This window comes from Pseudomonas sp. NKUCC02_KPG (assembly GCF_019345465.1).
Taxonomy (GTDB): Bacteria; Pseudomonadota; Gammaproteobacteria; order Pseudomonadales; family Pseudomonadaceae; genus Aquipseudomonas.
Genome location: NZ_JAHKRC010000007.1, coordinates 78527 through 104964, shown reverse-complemented (window position 1 = coordinate 104964; position 26438 = coordinate 78527). Strand labels below are relative to the sequence as shown.

The window sequence follows — 26438 nt, the reverse complement described above, 5'->3', positions numbered from 1 at the left end:
GGGTATACTCCCGCTCTTTAAATCGCAGCCCAAGAAACAGGTGAATTTGTGAGCCAGCCTACGCCAGCAGTGCGTACCTTCCAAGACTTGATCCTCGCCCTCCAGCAATACTGGGCCGAGCAAGGTTGTGTGGTGCTTCAGCCCTACGATATGGAAGTGGGCGCCGGCACATTCCATACCGCCACGTTTTTGCGCTCTCTGGGCCCGGAAACCTGGAACGCCGCTTATGTGCAGCCCAGTCGTCGCCCGACTGACGGCCGCTACGGCGAAAACCCTAACCGTTTGCAGCACTACTACCAGTTCCAGGTAGTCTTGAAGCCAAACCCACCAAACTTCCAGGAGCTGTACCTGGGTTCGCTGAAACACATCGGCCTGGACCCTCTGGTACACGACATCCGTTTCGTCGAAGACAACTGGGAATCGCCAACTCTGGGCGCCTGGGGTCTGGGCTGGGAAATCTGGCTTAACGGTATGGAAGTCACCCAGTTCACCTACTTCCAGCAAGTCGGCGGCATTGAGTGCTACCCGGTAACTGGCGAAATCACCTACGGCCTTGAGCGCCTGGCGATGTACCTGCAAGGCGTAGATTCCGTCTACGACTTGGTATGGACTGACGGCCCGTTCGGCAAAGTGACCTACGGCGATGTGTTCCATCAGAACGAAGTCGAGCAATCGACCTACAACTTCGAACACGCCAACGTCGACAAGCTGTTCGAGCTGTTCGATTTCTATGAAAGCGAAGCCAAGCGCCTGATCGAACTGGACCAGCCGCTGCCGTTGCCAAGCTATGAAATGGTGCTCAAGGCGTCGCACACCTTCAACCTGCTTGATGCCCGTCGCGCCATTTCCGTGACAGCGCGTCAGCAGTACATCCTGCGTGTGCGTACCCTGGCCCGTGCGGTGGCTCAGGCCTATCTCGAAGCTCGCGCCAAGCTGGGCTTCCCGATGGCTCCACCTGATTTGCGTGATGAAGTGTTGGCTAAGTTGGAGGCTGCACAATGAGTGCTCAAGATTTTCTGGTTGAACTGGGCACTGAAGAACTGCCGCCAAAAGCCCTCAATACCCTGGCTGATGCGTTTCTCGCCGGGATTGAAAAAGGTTTGCAAGGCGCAGGTCTGAACTTCAGCGCGAAGAAGGTTTACGCCGCGCCGCGTCGCCTGGCCGTGCTGCTGACCCAGCTCGATACCCAGCAACCGGACCGCAGCATCAATATCGATGGCCCGCCACGTCAGGCAGCCTTCGACGCTGAAGGCAACCCGACCCAGGCAGCCCTTGGCTTCGCCAAGAAGTGCGGCGTTGAGCTGAGCGAAATCGATCAGAGCGGCCCAAAGCTGCGTTTCAGCCAGGTGATCGTCGGCAAGCCGACCGCCACCCTACTGCCGACCATCGTTGAAGATTCGCTCAACGACCTGCCTATCCCCAAGCGCATGCGCTGGGGTGCCCGCAAGGTCGAGTTCGTGCGTCCAACCCAATGGCTGGTGATGCTGCTGGGCGATGAAGTGATCGACTGTACGATCCTGGCGCAAAAATCGGGGCGCGACTCCCGTGGTCACCGTTTCCATCATCCGGAAAACGTCACCATCACAGCACCGGCCAACTACCTCGAAGACCTGCGCAAAGCCTACGTGCTGGCAGACTTCAATGAGCGTCGTGAGCTGATTTCCAAGCGTGTAGCCGAGCTGGCGACGATGCAGGAAGGTACTGCAATCGTGCCGCCAAGCCTGCTCGACGAAGTCACCGCGCTGGTTGAATGGCCGGTGCCACTGGTGTGCTCGTTTGAAGAGCGCTTCCTGGATGTGCCGCAAGAAGCCCTGATCACCACCATGCAGGACAACCAGAAGTATTTCTGCCTGCTGGACGTTGATGGCAAGTTGCTGCCGCGCTTTATTACCGTGGCCAACATCGAGAGCAAAGATCCGAAGCAGATCATTTCGGGTAACGAGAAAGTGGTTCGCCCACGTCTGACCGATGCCGAGTTCTTCTTCAAGCAAGACAAAAAGCAGACACTCGAAAGCTTCAACCTGCGCCTGCAAAACGTAGTGTTCCAGGCTCAACTGGGCAGCGTTTACGACAAGGCCGAACGCGTGTCCAAACTGGCGGCATTCATTGCCCCGCGCATTGGCGGCGATGCTTCGCGTGCAGCCCGTGCCGGTTTGCTGTCCAAGTGCGACCTGGCCACGGAAATGGTCGGCGAGTTCCCGGAAATGCAAGGCATTGCCGGTTACTACTACGCGCTGAACGACGGTGAGCCTGAAGACGTCGCCCTGGCGTTGAACGAGCAATACATGCCCCGTGGCGCTGGCGCCGAGTTGCCAAGCACCCTGACCGGCGCTGCAGTGGCCATCGCTGACAAGCTGGACACCCTCGTAGGGATTTTCGGCATCGGCATGTTGCCGACCGGCAGCAAAGACCCGTACGCACTGCGTCGTGCCGCGCTGGGTATCCTGCGCATTCTGATCGACAAGAAACTCGACCTCGACCTGACTGAAGCGGTGAACTTCGCTGTCAGCGCGTTCGGTGCCAAGATCAAGTCGGCCGGTTTGGCCGACCAGGTCCTGGAATTCATCTTCGACCGCCTGCGTGCGCGTTATGAAGATGAAGGCGTGGACGTTGCCACTTACCTGTCGGTACGTGCCCTCAATCCAAAATCGGCGCTGGACTTCGATCAACGTGTGCAAGCCGTGCAGGCGTTCCGTCAATTGCCGGAAGCCGCTGCACTGGCCGCCGTGAACAAGCGTGTATCGAATCTGCTGAGCAAGGTTGAAGGCACGGTTTCAACTCACGTTGAAGCCCGCTATTTCGACAATGCCAGTGAATTCTCGTTGTTCTCGGCCATCCAGAAGGCTGACGAAGCGGTACAGCCAATGGCTGCTGCCCGTCAGTACAACGAAGCGCTGACCCGTCTGGCCTCCCTGCGCGAGCCGGTGGATGCGTTCTTCGAAGCGGTGATGATCAACGCTGAAGATGCGAGCGTGCGAGCTAACCGCTATGCATTGCTGGCACGTCTGCGTGGCCTGTTCCTGGGCGTTGCCGATATTTCACTGCTGGGCTGAGGGGTTACCGTTGAAACTGCTGATTCTCGATCGGGACGGAGTGATCAATGTCGACTCCGACGCTTACATCAAGTCAGTCGAGGAGTGGATTCCACTGCCCGGCGCGATCGAGGCCATTGCGCAGTTGAGCAAAGCCGGCTGGACCGTCGCCATCGCGACCAACCAGTCCGGCATTGCCCGCGGCTATTACGATGTCGCCACACTCGACGCCATGCACGCCCGTTTACGGGCGTTGGTGGCGCAGCAGGGTGGCGAGGTCGGGCTGATCGTTTATTGCCCCCATGGTCCTGATGAGGGCTGCGCTTGCCGCAAGCCCAAACCAGGCATGCTCCAGACGATTGCCGCGCATTACGGCGCCGATTTGACCCAATGTTGGTTTGTCGGTGACAGTTTGGGTGACTTGCAGGCTGCGCAAGCCGTCGATTCTCAGCCCGTTTTGGTAAAAACCGGAAAAGGCCTACAAACTTTGGCCAAAGTTCTACCGGTTAATACCCTAATATTTGACGATCTGGCGGCAGTTGCCGCAGAACTTATCCACAAATAGAGCAGGTTTGAACACGCCCCATCACACGGTGGATCGGGTTGTTCAGTCGTGCTCTATCCGCAACGGTAAAAGTCGCTATGTCGATCCTGCAGGCCATCAGAACCTTCTTCTTTTACCTGCTGCTGGGCACCAGCTCTCTGCTGTGGTGCTCGCTGAGCTTTTTTGTCGCCCCCTTTTTGCCGTTCCGTGCGCGTTATCGGTTTATCAACGTGTACTGGTGCCGCTGTGCGCTGTGGCTGACGCGAGTGTTTCTGAACATTCACGTCAACGTGACGGGTGCTGAAAACATCCCGCAACGACCTTGCGTGATTCTGGCCAACCACCAAAGTACCTGGGAGACGTTCTTCCTCTCGGCTTACTTTCAGCCGTTGAGCCAGGTTCTCAAGCGTGAGCTGCTGTATGTACCGTTCTTTGGCTGGGCGATGGCGATGCTGCGTCCGATTGCCATCGACCGTGACAACCCGAAGGCGGCGCTCAAGCACATCGCCAAAAAAGGTGATGAGCTGCTCAAGGACAATATTTGGGTGCTGATCTTCCCGGAAGGGACCCGCGTCCCGTTTGGCCAGGTGGGCAAGTTTTCCCGTGGCGGTACGGCCCTGGCGGTCAACGCCGAGTTGCCGGTACTGCCAATTGCCCACAATGCTGGCAAGTACTGGCCAAAGACCGGCTGGGCTAAAAAGCCCGGTACGATCGAGCTGGTCATTGGTGAGCCGATGTACGCCAACGGCACTGGACCACGGGCGATTGCCGAGCTGAACGACCGTGTTCAAGCCTGGAACGAACAGGCTCAGCGTGACATGGGTTCACTGCCTCCAGTGGCGGCACCCATCACCACCGCCGTGGGTCAGTAAAATTGTGGATAAGGTGTGCACAAGATTTTGATATTTTTCAAAAATCATCTGTAAGTCGATGATTTAAATAGTTATTTCTATTTCAGACTTTTTACCGAAAACCGTGCATAAGTTTTTCTTGGAACATAAAAAAACCGGCTTATTCCAGCCGGTTTTTTTGTGTCTGACAGTCTGACTGACCGCCGTGTTGACATCGCGGACAAGCCCCGCTCCCACCGAACAATTCTGTGGGAGCAGGCTTGCTCGCGATGGGCTAGACCTTGTCGATGTTCACGTTCCTGGTTTCCTTGAGGAAGATCATGCCCACCACCAGGCTGACCCCGGTAATCACCACCGGATACCACAGGCCATAGAAGATATCCCCGGTGAAGACCACCAGCGCAAACGATACCGTTGGCAGGAACCCACCAAACCAGCCATTGCCAATGTGGTAGGGCAGGGACATGGAGGTGTAACGGATGCGGGTCGGGAACAGCTCGACCATCACCGCCGCCAGCGGGCCATAGGTCATGGTGGCGATGAGGGTCAGCAATACCATGATCAGCACGACCATCGGCTGATTGACCGAGCTTGGGTCGGCCTTGGCCGGGTAGCCCGCTTCAGTGACTGCAGCGCGCATGGCGGCTTCGTCGAAACCGCTGATTTTCTTCTCGCCCACGGACACCTGAACCTCGGTGCCTGCTGCAACTGACTGCGAGGTGTACGGCAAGCCCTGTTTCACCAGAAAGGTTTTGACCTTGTCGCACGGGCTGTCAAAACGAGCCTTGCCCACCGGGTCAAACTGGAAGGTGCACGTGGCCGGGTCAGCCATCACCACAATCGGTGACTGACGGCTGGCAGTATCAATCTGCGGGTTGGCGTAATGGCTCAATGCTTTGAACAGCGGGAAGTACAACACGGTGGCGAGCAACAGGCCGAGCATCAGGATCGGCTTGCGCCCCACCTTGTCCGATAGCCAGCCGAAGAAGATAAAGAACGGCGCACCGATGATCACGCTGATAATCAGCAACATGTTGGCCTGGGCCGGGTCAATTCTGAGCATCTGCGTGAGGAAGAACAGCACATAGAACTGCGCGGTATAGAAGGTCACCGCCTGGCCCGCGTTGATGCCGAACAGCGCAATCAGAACAATTTTAAGGTTTTCCCATTTACCGAACGACTCGCGGATCGGCGATTTACTGGTTTTACCTTCGGCTTTCATTTTCACGAAAGCAGGTGACTCGTGCATGCTCATGCGAATCCAGGTCGAGATGCCCAGCAGCACGATGGACAGCAGGAACGGCAGGCGCCAGCCCCACACTTCAAACTGATCACCGGTCAGGTAACGGCAGCTCAATACAACCACCAGCGACAGCAACAAGCCCAGGGTCGCGGTGGATTGAATCCAGCTGGTGTTAAAGCCGCGTTTGCCGGGAGCTGCGTGCTCTGCCACATAGGTGGCCGCACCGCCATACTCACCCCCCAGCGCCAGCCCTTGAAGCATGCGCAACACCACGAGCATGATCGGGGCCGCAATGCCGATACTGGCGTAAGTCGGCAACAGACCGACAGCAAAGGTCGAAAGGCCCATCAGAATGATGGTCATGAGGAAGGTGTATTTGCGCCCGATCATGTCACCCAACCGGCCAAAAACCAGTGCTCCGAAGGGTCTGACCAAAAAGCCTGCGGCAAAAGCCATCAAGGCAAAAATGAACGCCGTGGTGTCGTTTACACCCGCAAAGAACTGCTTGCTGAGCACGGTTGCCAAAGCGCCATACAAGAAAAAGTCATACCACTCGAAAACCGTCCCGAGGGATGACGCAAAAATGATTTTCCGTTCTTCACGACCGGTTGTTCCCTTGGCGGGAGCTGCTTGTTCTGCAATTGCGTCTGACATGTTCAATGTCCTCAGCCCTGTTGGGCCACAGTGATTATTGTTTTTGTCCACTGCCGGTTCCGGATGACTGCGCCCGAAACCACGATCGCACTCAAGCGACCGGTGTTGCTACCGCGCGATTGACCTCAGTTGCGTGCTCCAGTGAGTCAAGTGACGCCTGCAGGATTAACTGCGCGGCTTTTTCGCCAATCATCAAGGTCGGTGAACAGGTATTACCCGACACGATGCTGGGCATGATTGAAGCGTCTGCCACCCTCAACCCCGGTACGCCATGAACGCACAACTGGTCATCGACCACTGCCTCGGCGTCCTGGCCCATGCGGCAGGTGCCCACAGGGTGAAAAATGGTCGTCCCGATGCGGGCGGCAGCTTCATACAGCTCTTGCTCGGTTTGCAGGTCCTTGCCAGGCAAGTACTCCTCTGGCGTAAACGCCTGCAAGGCCGCACTGGACACGATGCGCCGGGTCAGGCGAATCGCATCCGCTGCGACTTTCAAATCGTCAGGATGGCTCAGGTAATTGGGATCGATCAGCGGCGCGTCATCCGGATTGGCAGAGCGGATATCGACCCGACCACGGCTTTTTGGGCGCAAGTTACACACCGACGCCGTGAATGCGGGAAAGGTGTGCAGCGGTTCGCCAAAACGCTCAAGGGACAACGGCTGGACGTGGTACTGCAAGTTGGCCGAGGGTTGATCGGGATCGGACTTCACGAATGCGCCCAACTGGCTGGGTGCCATGGCCAATGGGCCGCTACGGTCGTAGGCATACCGCAGGCCCATGCCGATCTTGCCCCACAGGCTGTTGGCCACCTGATTAAGGGTGCGCGCCTTGGTCAGTTTGAAGATCAGGCGCAGTTGCAGATGGTCCTGCAGATTTCCACCCACACCGGGCAATTCGTGTTGAACGGTTATCCCCAGGCTTTCCAGCAGGGGGCGGGGGCCAATACCCGAGCGCTGCAAGATCCCAGGAGAGCCAATCGAACCCGCACACAAGATGATCTCGCGACCGGCCGAGAAAACATGCTCAGCGCCTTGCCAGCGGGCACTGACCTGCGTCGCACGGCCATTTTCAAGCAGCACTTTATCGACCTGAACATCAGTCAACACGGTCAGGTTCGTACGCTTGAGCACTGGCCGCAAAAAAGCCTTGGAAGCATTCCAGCGCACACCGGATCGCTGGTTGACCTGAAAGTATCCACAGCCCTGGTTGTCGCCACCGTTGAAGTCGCTGACGCTGGCAACTCCGCTTTCGGCGGCCGCGTTGCGAAAGGCATCCAGAATCGGCCAGGTATAACGCTGCTGTTCAACCCGCCATTCGCCATCAGCGCCATGCAGGTCGGAGTTGCCGGCAAAGTGTTTTTCGCTGCGTTTGAATAGCGGCAGGACGTCTTTCCAGGCCCAGCCCGCATTGCCTTGCTCGGCCCAACGGTCGTAATCGCCCGCCTGACCGCGCATGTAGATCATGCCGTTGATCGACGAGCTGCCGCCCAATACCTTGCCCCGCGGATAGCTCAGGCTGCGACCTTGCAAGCCGACCTGCGCTTCGGTTTTGAAGCACCAGTCGGTGCGCGGGTTGCCGATGCAATACAGGTAACCGACGGGAATATGGATCCACGGGTAGTTATCTTGCCCACCCGCTTCGAGCAGCAACACGTTGTGACGTGGATCGGCAGACAGCCGATTCGCCAGCACTGAACCCGCAGGCCCGGCGCCCACAATGATGTAGTCGTACACCTTACTGGCTGATGGCATTGATCACCTCGCCTTTATTGTTCTTGTCCTACACCATCCTATTGATTAATTTCGAGTTTGAAACGCGTGATTTCACCCATGGCTTGTGCGTTTTTGCACAGCTGATTATCAATCGTGCTGGGGGGCTGACATGTTTGACTGGAATGACCTGCGATACTTTCTGGAACTGCAACGCAGTGGTCGCTTGCTTGCCGCCGCCAAACGCCTGAATACAACCCACAGCACTGTCGCCCGGCATATCGAGAGCATCGAGCAGCACCTCGGCGCTGCGCTGTTCGTGCAACATGCACAAGGTTACGAACTGACGCCCGCAGGCCAGGCATTGCTCAAACACGCTGAAGCCATGGAAAACGTCGCATTGCTGGCGCAAGAGGAAATCACCCAGGCCATCGCTCCCATGGGCAAGATCCGGCTTGGGGTCACTGAAGGGATTGGGATCATGTTCATCACGTCGCGACTACGCGGGTTGTTTGAACGCTACCCTGGGCTGGAAGTGGAGCTGGTGGCGGTGCCGCGCTTTGTCAGCATCCTCAACCGCGAGGCTGAAATCAGCATCCACCTGGAACGCCCCAACGCTGACCTGTTGATCACTCGCAAACTCACCGACTACCGCCTGGCGCTCTACGCCAGCCGCGTTTACCTCGACAAGGCACCGCCCTTGAACAACCGCGATGACCTGGCCAATCACTACTGGATCGGCTACGTCGACGACTTGCTGTTCAGTCAGGAACTGCTGTTTCTCAACAACTTCTGCCGTACCCCGACCGTGACCTTTCGCAGCACCAGCGTCATTGCCCAGCAGCAAGCGGCGAGAGCAGGGCTCGGCATCGCCGTACTGCCCAACTACATGGCCAGCCATGACCCGGAACTGGTGCGCGTACTGCCCGAAGAGTCGGTCCAGCGCAGCTACTGGATCAGCACCCGCCGTGAGCTGCACAAGTCCGTAAGGCTGAGGGTTGTGTGGGATTTTTTGCTGGAGCTGTGCCAGGAAGAGCAGGGGGTTTTGCTGGCGCCGTAGGTGATTTTTTACCAAAAAAAAGGCCAACGCTAAGCGTTGGCCTTTTTTAACTGCACTACACCATCAGAAGTCCAGGTTGGACACTGCCAGTGCGTTGTTCTCGATGAACTCACGGCGCGGTTCTACGGCGTCGCCCATCAAGGTGTTGAAGATCTGATCGGCGCCGATCGCGTCTTCAATGGTGACTTTCAGCATGCGGCGCACGCTTGGGTCCATCGTGGTTTCCCAGAGCTGATCCGGGTTCATTTCGCCCAGACCTTTGTAGCGCTGGATGGTATGGCGCTTGGTGCTTTCTGCCATCAACCATTCCAGTGCTTCCTTGAACTCGGTCACTTGCTTGCGACGTTCGCCACGCTGGATGTATGCACCGTCGTCCAGCAGAGTGCTCAGCTGAGCGCCCAGGGTCACAACGGTTTTGTAGTCGTTGCTGCCGAAGAAGTCGCGGTTGAAGGTGATGAAGGTCGAGTGGCCGTGGGAGATCAGTTCGACCTCTGGCAACCAGACATTACGCTCACGGTCTTCACGCAGGCTGGCTTTGTAAACCAGGCCCGATTTCTCAACCAGACGCAGACGCTCTTCAAACTTGGCCATCCAGTCTTGCATGGCCGCGTGATCGCCCAGCTGCTCCAGAGTAACGGCTGGCAGGTAGATGAAGTGCTCGGTCAGCTCCTGCGGGTACAGGCGCGACAAACGCTTGAGGGTCTTCATCACCATGCGGAAGTCGTACACCAGACGCTCCAGCGCCTCACCCGAGATGCCCGGGGCTTCTTCGTTCAAGTGCAGGCTGGCGTCTTCAAGGGCCGACTGGGTCATGTACTCTTCCATGGCCTCGTCGTCTTTGATGTATTGCTCTTGCTTGCCTTTTTTCACTTTGTACAACGGCGGCTGAGCAATGTAGATATAGCCACGCTCAATCAGCTCCGGCAACTGACGGAAGAAGAAGGTCAGTAGCAGGGTACGGATGTGCGAACCGTCAACGTCAGCATCGGTCATGATGATGATGTTGTGATAGCGCAGTTTGTCGATGTTGTATTCATCGCGGCCAATGCCACAGCCCAAGGCGGTGATCAAGGTGCCTACTTCTTGCGAAGAGATCATCTTGTCAAAGCGGGCTTTCTCGACGTTGAGGATTTTACCCTTCAACGGCAGGATGGCCTGGGTACGACGGTTGCGGCCCTGCTTGGCGGAACCGCCAGCAGAGTCACCTTCCACGAGATACAGTTCGGACAGCGCCGGGTCTTTTTCCTGGCAGTCGGCCAGTTTGCCCGGCAAGCCTGCGATGTCCAGAGCGCCTTTACGACGAGTCATCTCACGGGCTTTGCGCGCGGCCTCACGGGCACGGGCGGCGTCGATCATCTTGCCGACAATCAGCTTGGCTTCGTTCGGGTTTTCCAGCAGGAAGTCGGAGAAGAACTTACCCATTTCCTGTTCAACAGCGGTCTTCACTTCGGAAGAAACCAGCTTGTCTTTGGTCTGGGAGCTGAACTTCGGATCCGGTACTTTCACCGAGATGATTGCAGTCAGGCCTTCACGGGCGTCATCACCGGTAGTGGCGACTTTGTGCTTTTTGGCCAGGCCTTCAGCTTCGATGTAGGTGTTGAGGTTACGCGTCAGGGCAGAGCGGAAGCCCACCAGGTGCGTACCGCCATCGCGCTGAGGAATGTTGTTGGTGAAGCACAACAGGTTCTCGTTGAAGCTGTCGTTCCACTGCAAGGCGATTTCTACGCCGATACCGTCTTCACGTTGAACATTGAAGTGAAACACCTGGTTGACCGGGGTCTTGTTGGTGTTCAGGTAGTCAACGAATGCACGCAAGCCGCCTTCGTACTTGAACAGCTCTTCCTTGCCGCTGCGCTCGTCCTTGAGGACGATACCCACACCGGAGTTCAGGAAGGACAGCTCACGAATACGCTTGGCCAGGATGTCCCAGCTGAAGTGGATATTCTTGAAAGTCTGGTCAGACGGTTTGAAGTGGATCTGAGTGCCGGTAGTTTCGCTCTCGCCAACGATGGCCATAGGCGCTTGAGGAACACCGTGGACGTAGGTCTGTTCCCAGATCTTGCCGCTGCGACGTACAGTCAGGACCAGCAGTTCGGACAGGGCGTTTACCACCGAAACACCTACGCCGTGCAATCCGCCGGATACCTTGTAGGAGTTGTCATCGAACTTACCGCCAGCGTGCAGTACGGTCATGATGACCTCGGCTGCAGAAACGCCTTCTTCTTTATGCACGTCCACCGGAATACCGCGGCCGTTGTCGCGCACGGTGATGGACTCGTCCGGGTGGATCGTAATGGTGATGTCGTCGCAATGGCCAGCCAGCGCTTCGTCGATGGAGTTGTCGACTACTTCGAACACCATGTGGTGCAGACCGCTGCCATCGTCAGTATCACCAATGTACATACCGGGACGTTTGCGTACGGCATCAAGGCCTTTCAGCACTTTAATGCTCGTTGAGTCGTACGTGTTTTCTTCGCTCAATGCCTTCACTCCCGATGGTCGTGGGTCTGGGTGATACAGCCCTGTTCCACGTGGAACAGGGCAACTGGCGTTTCCGTCTGCCAGCCTTCCCTCAATAATTCGTGGTCTACACAGGTAATGAATACCTGGCAGCGTAAGTCTTCCAACAAGCGACACAATGCGTTGCGATGCTGCTCATCCAGTTCGGAAGGCAAGTCATCTACTAGATAAATACATTGGCCACGCCGGGCTTGGCTGACCAAATGCCCTTGAGCAATGCGCAGCGCGCAGACCACCAACTTCTGCTGACCCCGCGACAAAATATCTGCTGCGTTGTTTGCACCCAACTTGAGACGCAAATCAGCACGTTGTGGCCCTGCCTGGGTATGCCCCATTTGCTGGTCCCGGTGGACAGACGCGGCGAGTACAGCACTCAGCTCACGGTCTTTGTCCCAACCACGGTAATAGCTCAGCGTTAACCCTTCGAGATCAAGTAGCTCACTCAAGGTCTGCTCAAAGACTGGTTTCAAGGCTTTGATGTAGGCGCGGCGGTATTCATCAATTTCAGCACTGGCCAGGCAAAGTTCCCGGTCCCAGGCCGCTTGTGAAACGGCGTCGAGTGTACCATGCCGCAGCCATGAGTTCCGCTGCCGCAGGGCCTTCTGTAGCCGCTGCCAGGTCGACATGAAGCGGGGCTCAACATGGAACACCCCCCAATCGAGAAACTGCCTGCGGATCTTTGGGGCACCTTCCAGCAAGCGGAAGCTGTCAGGGTTAATCAATTGCAACGGCAGGATCTCGGCCAGCTGCGCAGCACTGCGCGCATTTTGGCCGTCGATACGGATCTGGAACTCCCCTTGCCGGTCCCGCGAGATACCGAGCGCGCTGTGCCCGCCTTCAGCCAGTTCAACCTGACCAAAAACCGTACAGCTCTGCTGCTCGTGCTGGATCACGGGATTGAGCCGCACACTGCGAAACGAACGCGCCAGCCCCAGCAAGTGGATAGCTTCCAGCACGCTGGTTTTTCCGCTGCCGTTGGCGCCGTACAGGATATTGATGCGGGGAGAGGGGGAGAAGGTCACCGGGTGCAGGTTACGCACCGCGGTGACTGTGACACGACTGAGGGACATCTAGCGTGGGCTGTGCATGGTTACAGGCGCATCGGCATAACAACGTAGGCCGAGTCGTCGTTGTCCGACTCTTGCACCAGAGCGCTGCTGTTGGAGTCCGACAGGATCAGACGCACTTGTTCCGTGGTCATGACCCCCAGCACGTCCAGCAGGTAGCTCACGTTGAAGCCGATCTCCAGTGAACCGCCGTTGTACTCAACGCCCACTTCTTCTTCCGCTTCTTCCTGCTCCGGGTTGTTCGCCTGGATTTTCAGCTGGCCATTGGCCAATTGCAGACGGATGCCACGATATTTCTCGTTGGACAGGATCGCGGTACGACTGAACGCTTCGCGCAATGCCTGACGGTCACCGATAACGACCTTGTCACCACCTTTAGGCAGCACACGCTCGTAGTCCGGGAACTTGCCATCAACCAGCTTGGACGTGAAGGTGAACTCGCCGGTGGTGGCACGGATGTGGTGTGCGCCCAGAACGATGCTCACTTCGCCGTCCGGCTCAGTCAGCAAGCGCGCCAACTCAAGAATACCCTTGCGCGGAACGATCACTTGATGACGGTCTGGCTGGCCGATGTCGGCTTTCATCGAGCACATGGCCAGACGGTGACCGTCGGTTGCCACAGCACGGATGATGCCTGCCGATACTTCCAGCAGCATGCCATTGAGGTAGTAACGAACGTCCTGCTGCGCCATGGCAAAGCTGGTGCGCTCGATCAGACGACGCAATTTGCTCTGCTGCAAGCTGCACGTCAGCGAGCCCGGGCCTTCTTCAACCGTCGGGAAGTCGTTGGCAGGCAGGGTGGACAAGGTAAAGCGGCTACGGCCTGCCTTGACTACCAGCTTGTTGTCATCGAGTTTGATGTCAATCAGTGCGTCGTTGGGCAGGCTTTTGCAGATATCCATCAGCTTGCGCGCAGGCACGGTGATTTCGCCTGGCTCAGCCGGCTCTTCAAGTTGCACTCGACCAACCAGTTCGACTTCAAGGTCGGTACCGGTCAGCGACAGTTGCTGGCCTTCGACAACCAACAGCACGTTGGACAATACCGGCAAGGTCTGGCGGCGTTCAACGACGCCTGCGACCAGTTGCAGGGGTTTCAACAGGGCTTCGCGTTGAATGGTGAAATGCATGGTCTAGTCCCTTGCCTTAATAAGCTGCGCTGGTGTCATCAGGTTGTCAGTGTACGCAGCAGGTTCTTGTAGTCCTCACGGATGTCCGCGTCGGATTCCTTGAGTTCGTTGATCTTGCGGCATGCGTGCAAGACCGTGGTGTGATCGCGACCGCCAAACACATCGCCGATCTCCGGCAGGCTGTGGTTGGTCAGCTCTTTGGACAACGCCATCGCCACCTGGCGTGGTCGCGCCACCGAGCGCGAACGGCGCTTGGACAGCAAGTCCGAAATTTTGATCTTGTAGTACTCAGCCACTGTGCGCTGGATGTTATCCACAGAGACGAGTTTGTCTTGCAGCGCCAGCAGGTCTTTAAGGGATTCGCGGATCAGCTCGATGGTGATGTCGCGGCCCATAAAGTGCGAGTGAGCGATAACACGCTTGAGCGCGCCTTCGAGTTCACGCACGTTGGAGCGAATGCGCTGGGCAATAAAGAAGGCGGCATCGTGAGGCAGATCGACCTTGGCCTGATCGGCCTTCTTCATCAGGATCGCAACACGGGTCTCAAGCTCTGGCGGCTCGACGGCAACCGTCAAACCCCAGCCAAAGCGTGATTTGAGACGCTCTTCAAGGCCTTCGATTTCTTTCGGGTAACGGTCACTGGTCAGAATCACTTGCTGACCGCCTTCAAGCAGGGCGTTGAAGGTGTGGAAGAACTCTTCCTGGGACCGTTCCTTGCGCGCAAAGAATTGAATGTCATCGATAAGCAAGGCGTCTACCGAACGGTAGAAGCGCTTGAACTCGTTGATGGCGTTGAGCTGCAAGGCTTTAACCATGTCGGCTACAAAACGCTCGGAATGCAGGTACACGACCTTGGCATTCGGATTCTTCTTTAACAGGTGGTTGCCCACCGCGTGCATCAAGTGAGTTTTACCCAGACCAACGCCGCCATAAAGGAAGAGCGGGTTGTAACCGTGCTTGGGGTTATCTGCCACCTGCCACGCCGCAGCGCGAGCCAGTTGGTTGGACTTGCCCTCAACGAAGTTTTCGAAGGTAAAGGTTCGGTTCAGGTAGCTGGTGTGCTTGAGCGCACCCTCGACCTGGACGGTGCGCTGTTCGGCGCGCACTGGCGCTTGCTGCGAGCTTGCACCGGCCATTGGGTCGAAGCTGGCCCGCGAAGGTTCTTCGCTGGCATGCCCGGACTGTTTTGGCGCGGGTGCAGGAGCGGGTGCCGCTGCTGTGTTGACAGGTGCGCTGGGCGCCGGGGCCTGAGAGGCCGCTGCAGCCAATGGCGCATTAGGGGCAGCACGAGGCGCCGAGCTGCGTTTGCTGCCTATTAACAAGGACAACGCAGGCGCCATGCCATTGCTGTGCTCGTTCAACAGTTCAAGCAAACGGCTCAGGTATTTTTCGTTGACCCAGTCGAGAACGAATCGGTTGGGTGCATACACACGCAACTCGTCGCCTTCGGCTTCGACCTGTAGTGGACGGATCCAGGTGTTGAATTGCTGGGCAGGCAGCTCATCGCGCAAAAGCTCCACGCACTGCTGCCAAAGTTCCACTGACACGGATATCCCCTAAGTTGAAAGCCGGTGAGGCAAAAACAGGCGCCATTGTAGCGACCGTGGCCCCACTTATCCACATGTAGGTGACGTGCATATAAGGAGAGATCCGGCTTTTTACTGTGAACAAAGCGACAAATGGTATGTGCATAAGCTCTGTGGATAAGCGGGCCTAAGCTCGTTGCACAAGTGGGGTCGAAAGTCTGTGCATAAGTCGCCTGTGGATAAAAGCCCCTTTCATGCACAGCTTATCCGAGGGTGCAGCACAGGTGGAGCACGGCTTCTCGACAGTGTTGTCATCTTCTGTACGCCTTGTTTTATATGGCCTTAAGCTAGTTATCCACAGAAGATCGCTTCCCTAAGTTTAATAAGCTTTATAAAAGAGCTTTAAATACTTCGTTTTTTTATTTCTATAGTTGGCAGGTGCAAGACAGGTGCGAAAGGGCAAACATCTATTTAGCGGTAAACGCTGGTTGGAAATTGACCTATTGGCTTGCTTTCTCTAGAATCGCCGGTCTCTTAAAACGGGGGCCATTCCGGCCCGTTGTGGACGAACCAGGTAGCACGACATGAAACGTACTTTCCAACCAAGCACTATCAAACGCGCCCGCACTCACGGTTTCCGTGCACGCATGGCTACTAAAAACGGCCGTGCAGTCCTGTCGCGTCGCCGCGCCAAAGGCCGTGCACGTCTGGCAGTTTGATAATCAGACAATGGTGGTGAGTCAGGACTTCAGTCGGGAAAAGCGGTTACTCACTCCCCGACACTTCAAGGCAGTCTTTGACTCCCCCACCGGCAAGGTTCCGGGGAAAAATCTCCTGCTCCTTGCGCGTAGCAACGATCTTGATCACCCCCGCCTGGGGTTAGTGATCGGGAAAAAGAGCGTAAAGCTCTCCGTTGAGCGCAATCGCCTTAAGCGTTTGATGCGTGAATCGTTTCGTCTCCACCAGGATTTACTGGTTGGTTGGGATATCGTTATCGTCGCGCGCAAAGGTTTGGGTGACGTAGAGAACCCCGAATTGATTCAGCATTTCGGCAAACTCTGGAAGCGTCTGGCCCGTAACACGCCAGTTCCAGCAGTTAAAACCGAAACTGTAGGGGTAGGCAGTCCTGATGCGTAAACTGGCGCTCGTTCCGATCCAGTTTTATCGCTATGCCATTAGTCCTTTGATGGCCAGCCACTGCCGTTTCTACCCCAGTTGTTCCTGCTACGCGTTGGAAGCCATCGAAAATCATGGCCTTCTGCGCGGCGGCTGGCTGACCTTTCGTCGTTTAGGTCGCTGTCACCCGTGGAATCCCGGTGGTTACGACCCGGTTCCGCCTATCCCTACCTCCCGTTCTTCTTGATGGCCGAGTAATCATGGATATTAAACGCACGATCCTGATCGTCGCTCTAGCAGTCGTGTCCTACGTTATGGTTCTGAAATGGAACCAGGATTACGGCCAAGCTGCCCTGCCGACTCAGAATGTTGCCGCCAGCAGCACAACCGCGCCGGCTTTGCCCGATACGGTTTCAGGTAACAACGCTTCAAACAGTGCCGATGTACCCAGCGCCAATACAGATACCAGCACACCGACTGAAACTCCGGTGGCTGCAAGCAAAGACCTCATCCACGTAAAAACGGATGTTCTGGACATCGCGATCGATCCACAGGGTGGTGATATTGCCCAGCTGCGTCTGCCGCTTTATCCACGTCGCCAGGATCACCCGGATGTTCCTTTCCAGTTGTTCGATAACGGCAACGAACGCACCTATCTGGCACAAAGTGGCCTGACAGGCGTTGATGGCCCGGACGCCCGTCCGTCAGGTCGTCCTGTTTTCAGCGCTGAGAAAAAGAATTTCGAACTGGCCCCAGGCCAGGATCAACTGGTTGTTGATCTGAAATTCAGCGAAAACGGCATCAACTACATCAAGCGTTTCACGCTCAAGCGTGGTTTGTACGATGTACAAGTCAGCTATTTGATTGATAACGAGAGCGGCAAGCCGTGGAATGGCAACCTGTTCGCGCAATTGAAGCGTGACGCCAGCTCCGATCCTTCTTCCAGCACCGCCACCGGCACTGCTACTTACCTGGGCGCTGCCCTGTGGACAAGTTCGGAGCCGTACAAAAAAGTGTCGATGAAAGATATCGACAAGGCTCAGCTGAAAGAAACCGTTCAAGGCGGCTGGGTTGCCTGGTTGCAACACTACTTTGTGACGGCGTGGATTCCACAGAAAGGCGATAACAACGTCGTTCAGACCCGCAAAGACAACCAGGGCAACTACATCATCGGTTTTACTGGCCCAACCTTGACCGTTGAGCCGGGCAAAACAGCTGAAACCAGCGCTACGTTGTACGCCGGTCCAAAAAGCCAGGGTGTACTCAAAGAGTTATCCCCAGGTCTGGAACTGACTGTCGACTACGGCATTCTGTGGTTCATTGCCCAGCCTATTTTCTGGCTGCTGCAACATATCCACAGCCTGGTCGGTAACTGGGGCTGGTCGATTATCTTCCTGACCATGCTGATCAAAGGGATCTTCTTCCCTCTGTCGGCCGCCAGCTACAAGTCGATGGCCCGCATGCGCGCCGTGGCACCAAAACTGGCTGCTCTGAAAGAGCAGTTCGGTGATGATCGCCAGAAAATGTCGCAAGCAATGATGGAGCTGTACAAGAAAGAGAAGATCAATCCACTGGGCGGCTGCTTGCCGATTCTGGTGCAGATGCCGGTCTTCCTGTCCTTGTACTGGGTACTTCTGGAAAGTGTTGAAATGCGCCAGGCGCCGTTCATGCTCTGGATTACCGACCTGTCGATCAAAGACCCGTTCTTCATTCTGCCGATCATCATGGGCGCAACCATGTTCATCCAGCAGCGTCTGAACCCGACTCCGCCGGACCCGATGCAGGCCAAGGTAATGAAGCTGATGCCAATCATCTTCACCTTCTTCTTCCTGTGGTTCCCTGCTGGTCTGGTGCTGTACTGGGTTGTGAACAACTGCCTGTCCATCGCTCAACAGTGGTACATCACCCGTAAAGTTGAAGCTGCTACCAAAAAAGCAGCCGAGTAACCTACTCTGGTGAGCACCACTCAAAACGCCCCCTAGTGGGGCGTTTTGCTATCCGTCACTTTTGTTTTGAGGCCTGTTTTATGAGTGTTCCGGCTGAGACCATTGCCGCAGTAGCGACCGCCCAAGGCCGAGGTGGTGTGGGAATCGTGCGTATTTCCGGCCCGCTTGCCAGTGTTGCGGCGCAAGCGTTCAGCGAACGCGAGCTGAAACCGCGCTACGCCCATTACGGCCCTTTTTACGGCGAAAACCGTGAAGTGCTGGATGAGGGGATTGCGCTGTACTTCCCCGGCCCCAACTCCTTTACCGGCGAAGACGTACTGGAACTTCAAGGCCACGGTGGCCCGATTGTTCTCGATATGCTGCTCCAGCGCTGCATCCAGCTAGGTTGCCGCCTGGCTCGTCCGGGGGAATTCAGCGAGCGGGCATTTTTGAATGACAAACTCGACCTGGCGCAAGCCGAGGCAATTGCCGACCTGATCGAGGCAAGTTCTGCACAGGCTGCACGTAACGCATTGCGTTCCTTGCAAGGCGCTTTCTCACAGCGTGTGCATAACTTGACTGAGCAATTGATCAGTTTGCGTATCTATGTCGAAGCGGCGATTGATTTCCCGGAAGAAGAAATCGACTTTTTGGCCGATGGCCATGTGCTTGGCATGCTGGATAAGGTTCGGGAAGAGTTATCCACCGTTCAACGCGAGGCCGGGCAGGGGGCTTTGCTGCGCGATGGCATGACCGTGGTTATCGCGGGCCGTCCAAACGCCGGCAAGTCGAGTTTGCTCAATGCCCTGGCCGGGCGCGAAGCGGCCATCGTGACCGAAATTGCCGGTACCACCCGGGACGTATTGCGTGAACATATCCACATCGATGGCATGCCGTTGCATGTGGTCGACACCGCGGGTCTGCGTGATACAGACGACCATGTGGAAAAAATCGGTGTACAACGGGCACTCAAGGCCATTGGCGAAGCCGATCGGGTGCTCTTGGTGGTCGATGCCACGGCTCCGGAAGCGGATGACCCGTTTGCGCTATGGCCAGAGTTTCTTGAGCAGCGTCCAGATCCTTCGAAAGTGACCTTGATCCGTAACAAGGCAGATCTGAGCGGAGAAAATATTGCCCTGCAGGTGTGTGACGATGGCCACGTGACGATTAGCCTTAGCGCCAGATCAACGGATGGGCTGGACCTGCTGCGTGAACACCTCAAGGCTTGCATGGGATACGAGCAAACGTCTGAAAGCAGCTTCAGCGCACGCCGTCGGCACCTGGAGGCGTTGCAGCACGCCAGCCGGGCACTTGAGCACGGCAGGGCGCAACTGACCCTGGCGGGCGCAGGGGAGTTGCTGGCTGAGGACTTGCGTCAGGCGCAGCATTCCCTTGGTGAGATTACCGGCGCATTCAGCTCTGATGATCTGCTGGGACGGATCTTCTCCAGCTTCTGCATCGGCAAGTAACAGCACACGTCTGTAGTCGCTGCCAAGGAACGAAGGCTGCGATAGCCTGCAAACCGCTCGCAGCCTTCGTTCCTCGGCAGCGACTACAACGTGTCACACTGCTACAGTTATTCACATTCATACGAGGTGTTAGTCCAATGCGCCATTGATGCCGCCGCGATGTTTTGCGGCCAGTTCTTGATTCCCCTGCAACAGGGGGTAGATCTGTGCATCTCTGGAGTGCGTATGACTCTCGTTACCTCTGTAACGCTCAAAGGCGTTTCTTTTCACCTGCCCGATGGCAGTGCTCTCTTCTCAGACCTTGATCTGCATCTCGACCAGCGACGTACTGCTCTGGTGGGGCGCAATGGTGCAGGTAAAAGCGTTTTGGCACGCCTGATAACCGGGGATATCTTCCCTTCAACAGGCCATTGCACCCGAAACGGCACGGTGTATTACCTGGCCCAGTATGTCAGCCCCGACCCCGGTCACACCGTTGCAGACCTTGCCGGCGTACAGCACATCATCAGGGCCCTTGAGCACATCGAGCAGGGCAGCACTGAGCAAGCAGACTTCGACTGCATCGGCGAACGCTGGGGTATCCGTCAGCAATTACTCGACCAGTTGGCCCAGAACAACCTTGCACACTTGACGCCTTCTACCCCCACCTCAGCCCTCAGCGGAGGCGAAGCCATGCGCGTGGCCCTGATGGGGGCCTTCTTGTCTCAAGCTGACCTGTTGATACTGGATGAGCCCACCAATCATCTGGATCGCCAGCACCGTGATGCGCTCCATGAGCAGTTGCAGAACTGGCCCAACGGTTTGCTCGTGATCAGCCATGACCGCGATTTGTTGGAACACATGGAGCGTATTGTTGAATTGTCATCCCAAGGACTCATCAGCTATGGCGGGGGTTTTTCGTTTTATGCACAGGCAAAAGCCGAGCAACTACAAGCGGCGCAGCAACAACTGGCGTCAGCCAAGCTAGAGCGCAAGCGTCAGGAACACGCCATGCGTGAACACAAAGAACGCCTTGAACGCAGCCAATCCCGCGGCCACAAGCAGGCCAGTGATGCCAATCAGGCTAACATTTTGCTGGGCCGGAAAAAGGAGCGCAGCCAGGCCAGTAGCGGCAAGCAGCGAGTACAACAAGACGCTGCACGGGAACATTTGTCTGCCCTGGTACGCCAGGCTGCGAGTCAGGTAGAAGAACAACAGGCCATCTTTGTTTATCCGCCTCATGCTTGCCAAAGCGCACCGTTGCAAATAGCTGAGTTGATCAATGCTCGTCTGCCCCAGGGGGCTGAGTATTTACGCACGATCAATCTCACGCTGAATCGTGGCCAGCGTATTGCCCTGGTGGGAGCGAATGGTTGCGGCAAGTCGACTCTGCTCAAGGTACTGGCCGGTCAACTGTCGGTCATTTCAGGCCAGGCCAGGACCTTCGTAACCACTGCTTATCTCGACCAGGATCTGGGGCTGTTAAAACCTGAGCAGTCCGTACTTGAGCAATTGCTGTCTCAAAATCGGCAGCTCAATGCAGGAGAATTACGCACCCGACTGGCGCAATTGGGTCTCAATGCCGATCGAGTCAACCAGCCATGCCATCGACTGAGTGGCGGTGAGCGCCTGAAAGCCGCCATGGCTTGCGTGTTCTATGCCGCTTCACCGCCGCACCTGCTATTGCTCGATGAACCGGCCAATCACCTGGATCTGCCTTCGGTTCTGGCCCTGCAGGACATGCTTGAGCAGTATTCGGGAACTCTGATTGTCACCTCACACGATGAGGTGTTTTTGGCTGCAATCGGGGTTACCCACAGACTGCAGGCATCACCCACAGGGTGGCTGAACCAGCCCGTCTTATGAGACAGGCTTGTACCGTTTATCACTTTTATGACTCACCGATTGTACGACCGCTTGATGGATTAGCCATTCCAGCGGTTTTCGGCTGCCTGTTTATTGGCCAAAAACCGCATAAATCGTTGAATAAGCTCTGTGCATAACTGGCCCTCAGGTCAGTGGGTAAGTAGGCCTGAAAACTGAAGATAACCACCCCTGTGGATAAGCACCTGTTTTACCCACAGGCTTAAAGCACTTATCCCAACCCCTCATCGGTGCATAACCACAGACTTTTGAATCTCTGTACAGTACGTAGAATATAGCCTGTAGCAATCTATCCACAGAAATGTGGCTCAGTAGAAATAAACATAAAAACAAAGCTTTATAAATTTCTTCTCTATTTATTTATCTATCTTGCCCTTATCCACAGCTGGTTAAATTTTGTGCAAAGGGTTCTTTAAGAAGGGCGAAGTCCCTATACTTCGCGGTCTATCCAAAAACCCCTAGTAACAGGCACGAGGTGCGTGGTGAATTTCCCTTCCCGTTTTGCAGTGATCGTCATCGGTGGCGGTCACGCCGGAACCGAGGCTGCACTTGCTTCAGCACGCATGGGCGTAAAAACCCTGCTGTTGACCCACAACGTGGAAACCCTCGGGCAAATGAGCTGCAATCCTGCGATTGGCGGGATTGGTAAAAGCCATCTGGTTAAAGAAATCGACGCCCTGGGCGGCGCGATGGCAATGGCTACCGATAAAGGCGGCATCCAGTTCCGTGTACTTAATGGGCGTAAAGGCCCGGCAGTACGGGCAACCCGTGCACAGGCCGACCGCATTCTGTACAAGGCGGCAATTCGCGAAACGCTGGAAAACCAGCCCAACCTGTGGATATTTCAACAGGCTGCTGATGACCTGATCGTTGAACAGGATCAAGTGCGTGGCGTAGTGACCCAAATGGGTCTGCGTTTTATGGCTGATGCTGTGGTTTTGACCACAGGTACTTTCCTCGGTGGACTTATCCACATCGGGATGCAGAATTACTCGGGTGGCCGAGCCGGTGATCCTCCTTCGATCGCCCTGGCACACCGCCTGCGTGAACTGCCCCTGCGAGTTGGTCGCTTGAAAACCGGTACACCACCGCGTATCGATGGCCGCTCTGTAGATTTCTCGGTCATGACCGAGCAACCAGGCGATACACCGATTCCAGTGATGTCGTTCATGGGCAACAAAGAACAGCATCCGGCTCAGGTCAGTTGCTGGATTACCCATACCAACGCCCGTACTCACGAAATCATCGCGTCCAACCTCGACCGCTCACCGATGTACTCGGGCGTAATCGAAGGGATTGGCCCGCGTTACTGCCCGTCGATCGAAGACAAGATTCACCGCTTTGCCGATAAGGAAAGCCATCAGGTTTTCATCGAGCCGGAAGGTTTGACCACTCACGAGCTGTACCCGAACGGGATCTCCACATCCTTGCCGTTCGACGTGCAAATCCAGATCGTGCAATCGATTCGCGGCATGGAAAACGCCCATATCGTGCGGCCCGGCTATGCCATCGAATACGACTACTTCGATCCGCGGGACCTGAAATACAGCCTTGAAACCAAGGTAATCGGCGGCTTGTTCTTCGCAGGGCAAATCAACGGCACTACCGGTTACGAAGAAGCCGGGGCCCAAGGTTTGCTGGCTGGCGCCAACGCGGCATTGCTCGCACAGGGCAAGGAAAGCTGGTGCCCGCGTCGCGACGAGGCGTACATCGGAGTATTGGTCGACGACCTGATTACCTTGGGTACTCAAGAGCCGTACCGGATGTTTACATCCCGTGCCGAATACCGGCTGATCCTGCGCGAAGACAACGCCGACATGCGCTTGACCGAAAAAGGTCGCGAATTGGGCCTGGTCGATGATGCCCGTTGGGCCGCTTTCTGCACCAAGCGTGAAAGCATCGCGCAAGAAGAACAGCGCCTGAAAAGCACTTGGGTTCGCCCGGGCACTGAGCAGGGCGATGCCATTGCAGCAAAATTCGGCACGCCGCTGACCCATGAATACAATTTGCTGAACCTGCTGACACGCCCCGAAATCGACTACGCCGGTCTGGTTGAAGTGACCGGGAAAGGCGCAGAAGATCCGTTGGTCGCCGAGCAGGTTGAGATCAAAACCAAGTACGCCGGTTATATCGATCGTCAACAAGACGAAATTGCCCGTCTGCGCGCCAGTGAGAACACCAAACTGCCTGTGGATATCGATTACACGATCATCTCCGGGCTGTCGAAAGAGATCCAGAGCAAGCTGGGCGCAACCCGTCCCGAGACCTTGGGGCAGGCTTCGCGTATTCCAGGTGTGACGCCTGCGGCGATTTCCCTGTTGATGATTCACCTGAAAAAGCGCGGCGCTGGCCGCACGTTGGAGCAAAACGCTTGAGTTCGCTGGTTACCGCGCAACACGCCGAAGAGTTATCCACAGGTGCACGCCAATTGGGCGTAGCACTGTCCGAAAACCAGCATCAGCTATTGCTGGGTTATTTGGCCCTGTTGATCAAATGGAACAAGGCCTACAACCTCACGGCTGTGCGTAACCCGGACGAAATGGTTTCGCGCCATTTGCTCGACAGCCTCAGCGTGATGCCCTTCATCGAAAATGGCCGTTGGCTGGATGTGGGCAGCGGCGGCGGCATGCCGGGCATTCCCCTGGCGATCCTGTTTCCCGAGTCCCAAGTGACCTGTCTGGACAGCAACGGCAAGAAAACCCGTTTTCTGACCCAGGTGAAACTCGAGCTCAAGCTGGATAACTTGCAAGTTATCCACAGTCGCGTTGAAGAGTTTCAGCCAGAGCTGCCATTCAATGGAATTGTTTCCAGGGCTTTCAGCAGCATGGAGAACTTCAGCAACTGGACACGCCATCTGGGCAACAGTGAAACGCGCTGGTTGGCAATGAAGGGCGTTCATCCGGCTGATGAGCTGGTAGCATTGCCGTCTGATTTTCGTCTAGATAGCGAACACGCCTTGACTGTTCCAGGTTGCCAAGGCCAACGCCATCTGCTGATACTGCGCCGCACGGCATGATTGGGAACGCAAGCAAGAATGGCTAAGGTATTCGCAATAGCGAACCAAAAGGGTGGTGTGGGTAAAACCACCACCTGTATCAACCTCGCAGCATCGCTGGTCGCGACCAAGCGCCGCGTGCTTCTGATCGACCTCGATCCACAAGGCAACGCCACCATGGGTAGCGGTGTGGATAAACATGGTCTCGAGAATTCGGTCTACGACCTGTTGATCGGTGAATGTGATCTGGCCCAGGCCATGCACATCTCCGAACACGGTGGGTACCAGCTTCTGCCCGCAAACCGTGATTTGACGGCAGCTGAAGTTGTATTGCTCGAAATGCAGATGAAAGAAAGCCGTCTGCGTACTGCACTGGCGCCGGTTCGCGAGAGCTACGATTACATTCTGATCGATTGCCCGCCGTCTCTGTCGATGCTGACCCTGAACGCTCTGGTTGCTGCCGATGGGGTCATTATCCCCATGCAGTGTGAGTACTTCGCACTCGAAGGCTTGAGCGATCTTGTGGATAACATCAAGCGCATTGCCGAACTCCTGAACCCGAACCTGAAGATCGAAGGCCTGCTGCGGACCATGTACGACCCGCGTCTGAGCCTGATGAACGATGTATCGGCTCAGCTCAAGGAACACTTCGGCGAGCAGCTCTACGACACGGTGATTCCGCGCAACATCCGCTTGGCCGAAGCGCCGAGTTACGGCATGCCGGCGCTGGCGTATGACAAAAATTCCCGTGGCGCGATTGCTTACCTTGCCCTGGCGGGCGAGCTGGTTCGTCGTCAACGTCGTACCACCCGCACGCCTCAGCCAACTTAAGGAAATCCCATGGCCGTCAAGAAACGAGGTCTCGGACGCGGACTGGATGCACTCCTTAGTGGTCCAACGGTCAGCTCGCTGGAAGAGCAAGCGGTCAAGGTTGATCAAAGCGAACTGCAACACTTGCCACTGGACCTGATCCAGCGCGGCAAGTATCAGCCTCGTCGCGACATGGATCCCCAGGCGCTTGAAGAGCTGGCCAGCTCGATCAGGACCCAAGGCGTGATGCAGCCAATCGTGGTTCGCCCGATTGATGGCAACCGCTTTGAGATCATCGCCGGTGAACGTCGCTGGCGCGCCAGCCAACAGGCAGGCAAGGACACCATCCCGGCGATGGTGCGAGATGTGCCGGATGAAACCGCCATCGCGATGGCGCTGATCGAAAACATTCAGCGCGAAGATCTCAATCCGATTGAAGAAGCCGTCGCCTTGCAACGCTTGCAGCAAGAGTTCCAGCTGACTCAGCAGCAAGTTGCCGACGCTGTGGGTAAGTCCCGGGTGTCTGTGGCTAACTTGTTGCGATTGATTTCCTTGCCGGAAGTCATCAAAACCATGCTGTCCCACGGTGACCTTGAAATGGGTCATGCGCGGGCATTGCTCGGTTTGCCTGAAACTCAGCAGGTTGAAGGGGCGCGACACGTTGTCGCACGAGGTCTGACAGTACGTCAGACCGAAGCACTTGTTCGGCAGTGGTTGAGTGGCAAACAAGAGCCTGCTGAACCGGTTAAACCAGATCCGGACATTGCCAGGCTCGAACAGCGTCTGGCAGAGCGCCTAGGCTCTGCGGTGCAGATTCGCCACGGAAAGAAGGGAAAAGGCCAGTTAGTGATTGGTTACAATTCTCTGGATGAGCTTCAAGGAGTGCTTGCTCACATCCGCTGAAACAATTCCCCATGTAGCGTGC

The 26438-nt window shown here is 56.3% G+C and carries 21 protein-coding genes; 15 read left to right on the top strand and 6 right to left on the bottom strand.

Features of this window, described 5'->3' with window-relative positions; genetic code table 11:
* Nucleotides 1–48 precede the first annotated feature (48 nt).
* From glyQ to KO536_RS11485, 4 genes are all read left to right on the top strand, one after another.
* Nucleotides 49–1002 carry a glycine--tRNA ligase subunit alpha gene (glyQ, locus tag KO536_RS11500; RefSeq protein WP_019828634.1) on the top strand — a complete coding sequence of 318 codons (954 nt, stop codon included), beginning with the start codon at nucleotides 49–51 and terminating at the stop codon, nucleotides 1000–1002.
* Nucleotides 999–3053: a glycine--tRNA ligase subunit beta gene (glyS, locus tag KO536_RS11495; protein ID WP_219261980.1), complete on the top strand. Its 2055-nt coding sequence runs from the start codon at nucleotides 999–1001 to the stop codon at nucleotides 3051–3053. The genes glyQ and glyS overlap by 4 nt, the downstream gene beginning before the upstream one ends.
* 10 nt (nucleotides 3054–3063) lie before the next feature.
* Nucleotides 3064–3597, top strand: coding sequence for a D-glycero-beta-D-manno-heptose 1,7-bisphosphate 7-phosphatase (gene gmhB, locus KO536_RS11490; protein ID WP_133074952.1), 534 nt, complete (start codon nucleotides 3064–3066; stop codon nucleotides 3595–3597).
* Nucleotides 3598–3674: 77 nt separating this feature from the next.
* A complete protein-coding gene (locus KO536_RS11485; protein ID WP_133074951.1) occupies nucleotides 3675–4448 on the top strand; it encodes a 1-acyl-sn-glycerol-3-phosphate acyltransferase in 774 nt (257 codons plus the stop codon).
* 253 nt (nucleotides 4449–4701) lie between these two features.
* Here the strand turns inward: KO536_RS11485 and KO536_RS11480 are convergent, their stop codons facing one another.
* Both KO536_RS11480 and KO536_RS11475 read right to left on the bottom strand, forming a co-directional pair.
* Nucleotides 4702–6324 (bottom strand): MFS transporter, encoded by a 1623-nt coding sequence (locus KO536_RS11480; RefSeq protein ID WP_133074950.1) that lies wholly within the window; start codon nucleotides 6322–6324, stop codon nucleotides 4702–4704.
* A gap of 91 nt (nucleotides 6325–6415) precedes the next feature.
* Nucleotides 6416–8077 carry a GMC family oxidoreductase gene (locus tag KO536_RS11475; protein ID WP_219261979.1) on the bottom strand — a complete coding sequence of 554 codons (1662 nt, stop codon included), beginning with the start codon at nucleotides 8075–8077 and terminating at the stop codon, nucleotides 6416–6418.
* Nucleotides 8078–8207: 130 nt separating this feature from the next.
* On the opposite strand from KO536_RS11475, the gene KO536_RS11470 reads away from it, so the two are divergent.
* On the top strand, nucleotides 8208–9095 hold the full coding sequence (locus KO536_RS11470; RefSeq protein WP_219261978.1) for a LysR family transcriptional regulator: 888 nt from the start codon (nucleotides 8208–8210) through the stop codon (nucleotides 9093–9095).
* Between the two features lie 63 nt (nucleotides 9096–9158).
* On the opposite strand, the gene gyrB is transcribed toward KO536_RS11470, so the two are convergent.
* Genes gyrB through dnaA form a run of 4 tightly spaced genes read right to left on the bottom strand, consistent with a single transcriptional unit; the run spans nucleotide 9159 to nucleotide 15356 of the window.
* Entirely contained in the window at nucleotides 9159–11576 is a 2418-nt protein-coding gene (gene gyrB, locus KO536_RS11465) for a DNA topoisomerase (ATP-hydrolyzing) subunit B (RefSeq protein WP_219261977.1), read from the bottom strand.
* Between the two features lie 5 nt (nucleotides 11577–11581).
* Nucleotides 11582–12685 (bottom strand): DNA replication/repair protein RecF, encoded by a 1104-nt coding sequence (gene recF, locus KO536_RS11460; protein WP_019828642.1) that lies wholly within the window; start codon nucleotides 12683–12685, stop codon nucleotides 11582–11584.
* Nucleotides 12686–12705: 20 nt separating this feature from the next.
* Nucleotides 12706–13809 (bottom strand): DNA polymerase III subunit beta, encoded by a 1104-nt coding sequence (gene dnaN / locus KO536_RS11455; RefSeq protein WP_133074945.1) that lies wholly within the window; start codon nucleotides 13807–13809, stop codon nucleotides 12706–12708.
* A gap of 38 nt (nucleotides 13810–13847) precedes the next feature.
* A complete protein-coding gene (gene dnaA, locus KO536_RS11450; RefSeq protein WP_133074944.1) occupies nucleotides 13848–15356 on the bottom strand; it encodes a chromosomal replication initiator protein DnaA in 1509 nt (502 codons plus the stop codon).
* Between the two features lie 563 nt (nucleotides 15357–15919).
* Between dnaA and rpmH the strand changes: the two genes are divergently transcribed.
* From rpmH to KO536_RS11400, 10 genes are all read left to right on the top strand, one after another.
* On the top strand, nucleotides 15920–16054 hold the full coding sequence (gene rpmH, locus KO536_RS11445; RefSeq protein WP_003213577.1) for a 50S ribosomal protein L34: 135 nt from the start codon (nucleotides 15920–15922) through the stop codon (nucleotides 16052–16054).
* Between the two features lie 16 nt (nucleotides 16055–16070).
* On the top strand, nucleotides 16071–16472 hold the full coding sequence (gene rnpA / locus KO536_RS11440; RefSeq protein ID WP_019828646.1) for a ribonuclease P protein component: 402 nt from the start codon (nucleotides 16071–16073) through the stop codon (nucleotides 16470–16472).
* Nucleotides 16465–16698: a membrane protein insertion efficiency factor YidD gene (yidD, locus tag KO536_RS11435; protein ID WP_019828647.1), complete on the top strand. Its 234-nt coding sequence runs from the start codon at nucleotides 16465–16467 to the stop codon at nucleotides 16696–16698. The genes rnpA and yidD overlap by 8 nt, the downstream gene beginning before the upstream one ends.
* A gap of 13 nt (nucleotides 16699–16711) precedes the next feature.
* The gene (gene yidC, locus KO536_RS11430) at nucleotides 16712–18397 is read left to right on the top strand and encodes a membrane protein insertase YidC (protein ID WP_219261976.1); all 1686 of its coding nucleotides are present in this window, start codon (nucleotides 16712–16714) and stop codon (nucleotides 18395–18397) included.
* Between the two features lie 80 nt (nucleotides 18398–18477).
* Complete coding sequence (mnmE, locus tag KO536_RS11425; protein WP_133074942.1) at nucleotides 18478–19845, top strand: tRNA uridine-5-carboxymethylaminomethyl(34) synthesis GTPase MnmE; 1368 nt, start codon at nucleotides 18478–18480, stop codon at nucleotides 19843–19845.
* Nucleotides 19846–20070: 225 nt separating this feature from the next.
* Nucleotides 20071–21690, top strand: a complete 1620-nt coding sequence (locus KO536_RS11420) for an ABC-F family ATP-binding cassette domain-containing protein (RefSeq protein WP_219261975.1) — start codon at nucleotides 20071–20073, stop codon at nucleotides 21688–21690.
* A gap of 500 nt (nucleotides 21691–22190) precedes the next feature.
* Nucleotides 22191–24083, top strand: coding sequence for a tRNA uridine-5-carboxymethylaminomethyl(34) synthesis enzyme MnmG (mnmG, locus tag KO536_RS11415; RefSeq protein WP_219261974.1), 1893 nt, complete (start codon nucleotides 22191–22193; stop codon nucleotides 24081–24083).
* Nucleotides 24080–24724: a 16S rRNA (guanine(527)-N(7))-methyltransferase RsmG gene (gene rsmG / locus KO536_RS11410; protein WP_133074939.1), complete on the top strand. Its 645-nt coding sequence runs from the start codon at nucleotides 24080–24082 to the stop codon at nucleotides 24722–24724. Before mnmG ends, rsmG begins: the two co-directional genes overlap by 4 nt.
* A gap of 18 nt (nucleotides 24725–24742) precedes the next feature.
* Nucleotides 24743–25534, top strand: a complete 792-nt coding sequence (locus KO536_RS11405) for a ParA family protein (RefSeq protein WP_046809500.1) — start codon at nucleotides 24743–24745, stop codon at nucleotides 25532–25534.
* A gap of 9 nt (nucleotides 25535–25543) precedes the next feature.
* The gene (locus KO536_RS11400; protein ID WP_133074938.1) at nucleotides 25544–26416 is read left to right on the top strand and encodes a ParB/RepB/Spo0J family partition protein; all 873 of its coding nucleotides are present in this window, start codon (nucleotides 25544–25546) and stop codon (nucleotides 26414–26416) included.
* Nucleotides 26417–26438 lie beyond the last annotated feature (22 nt).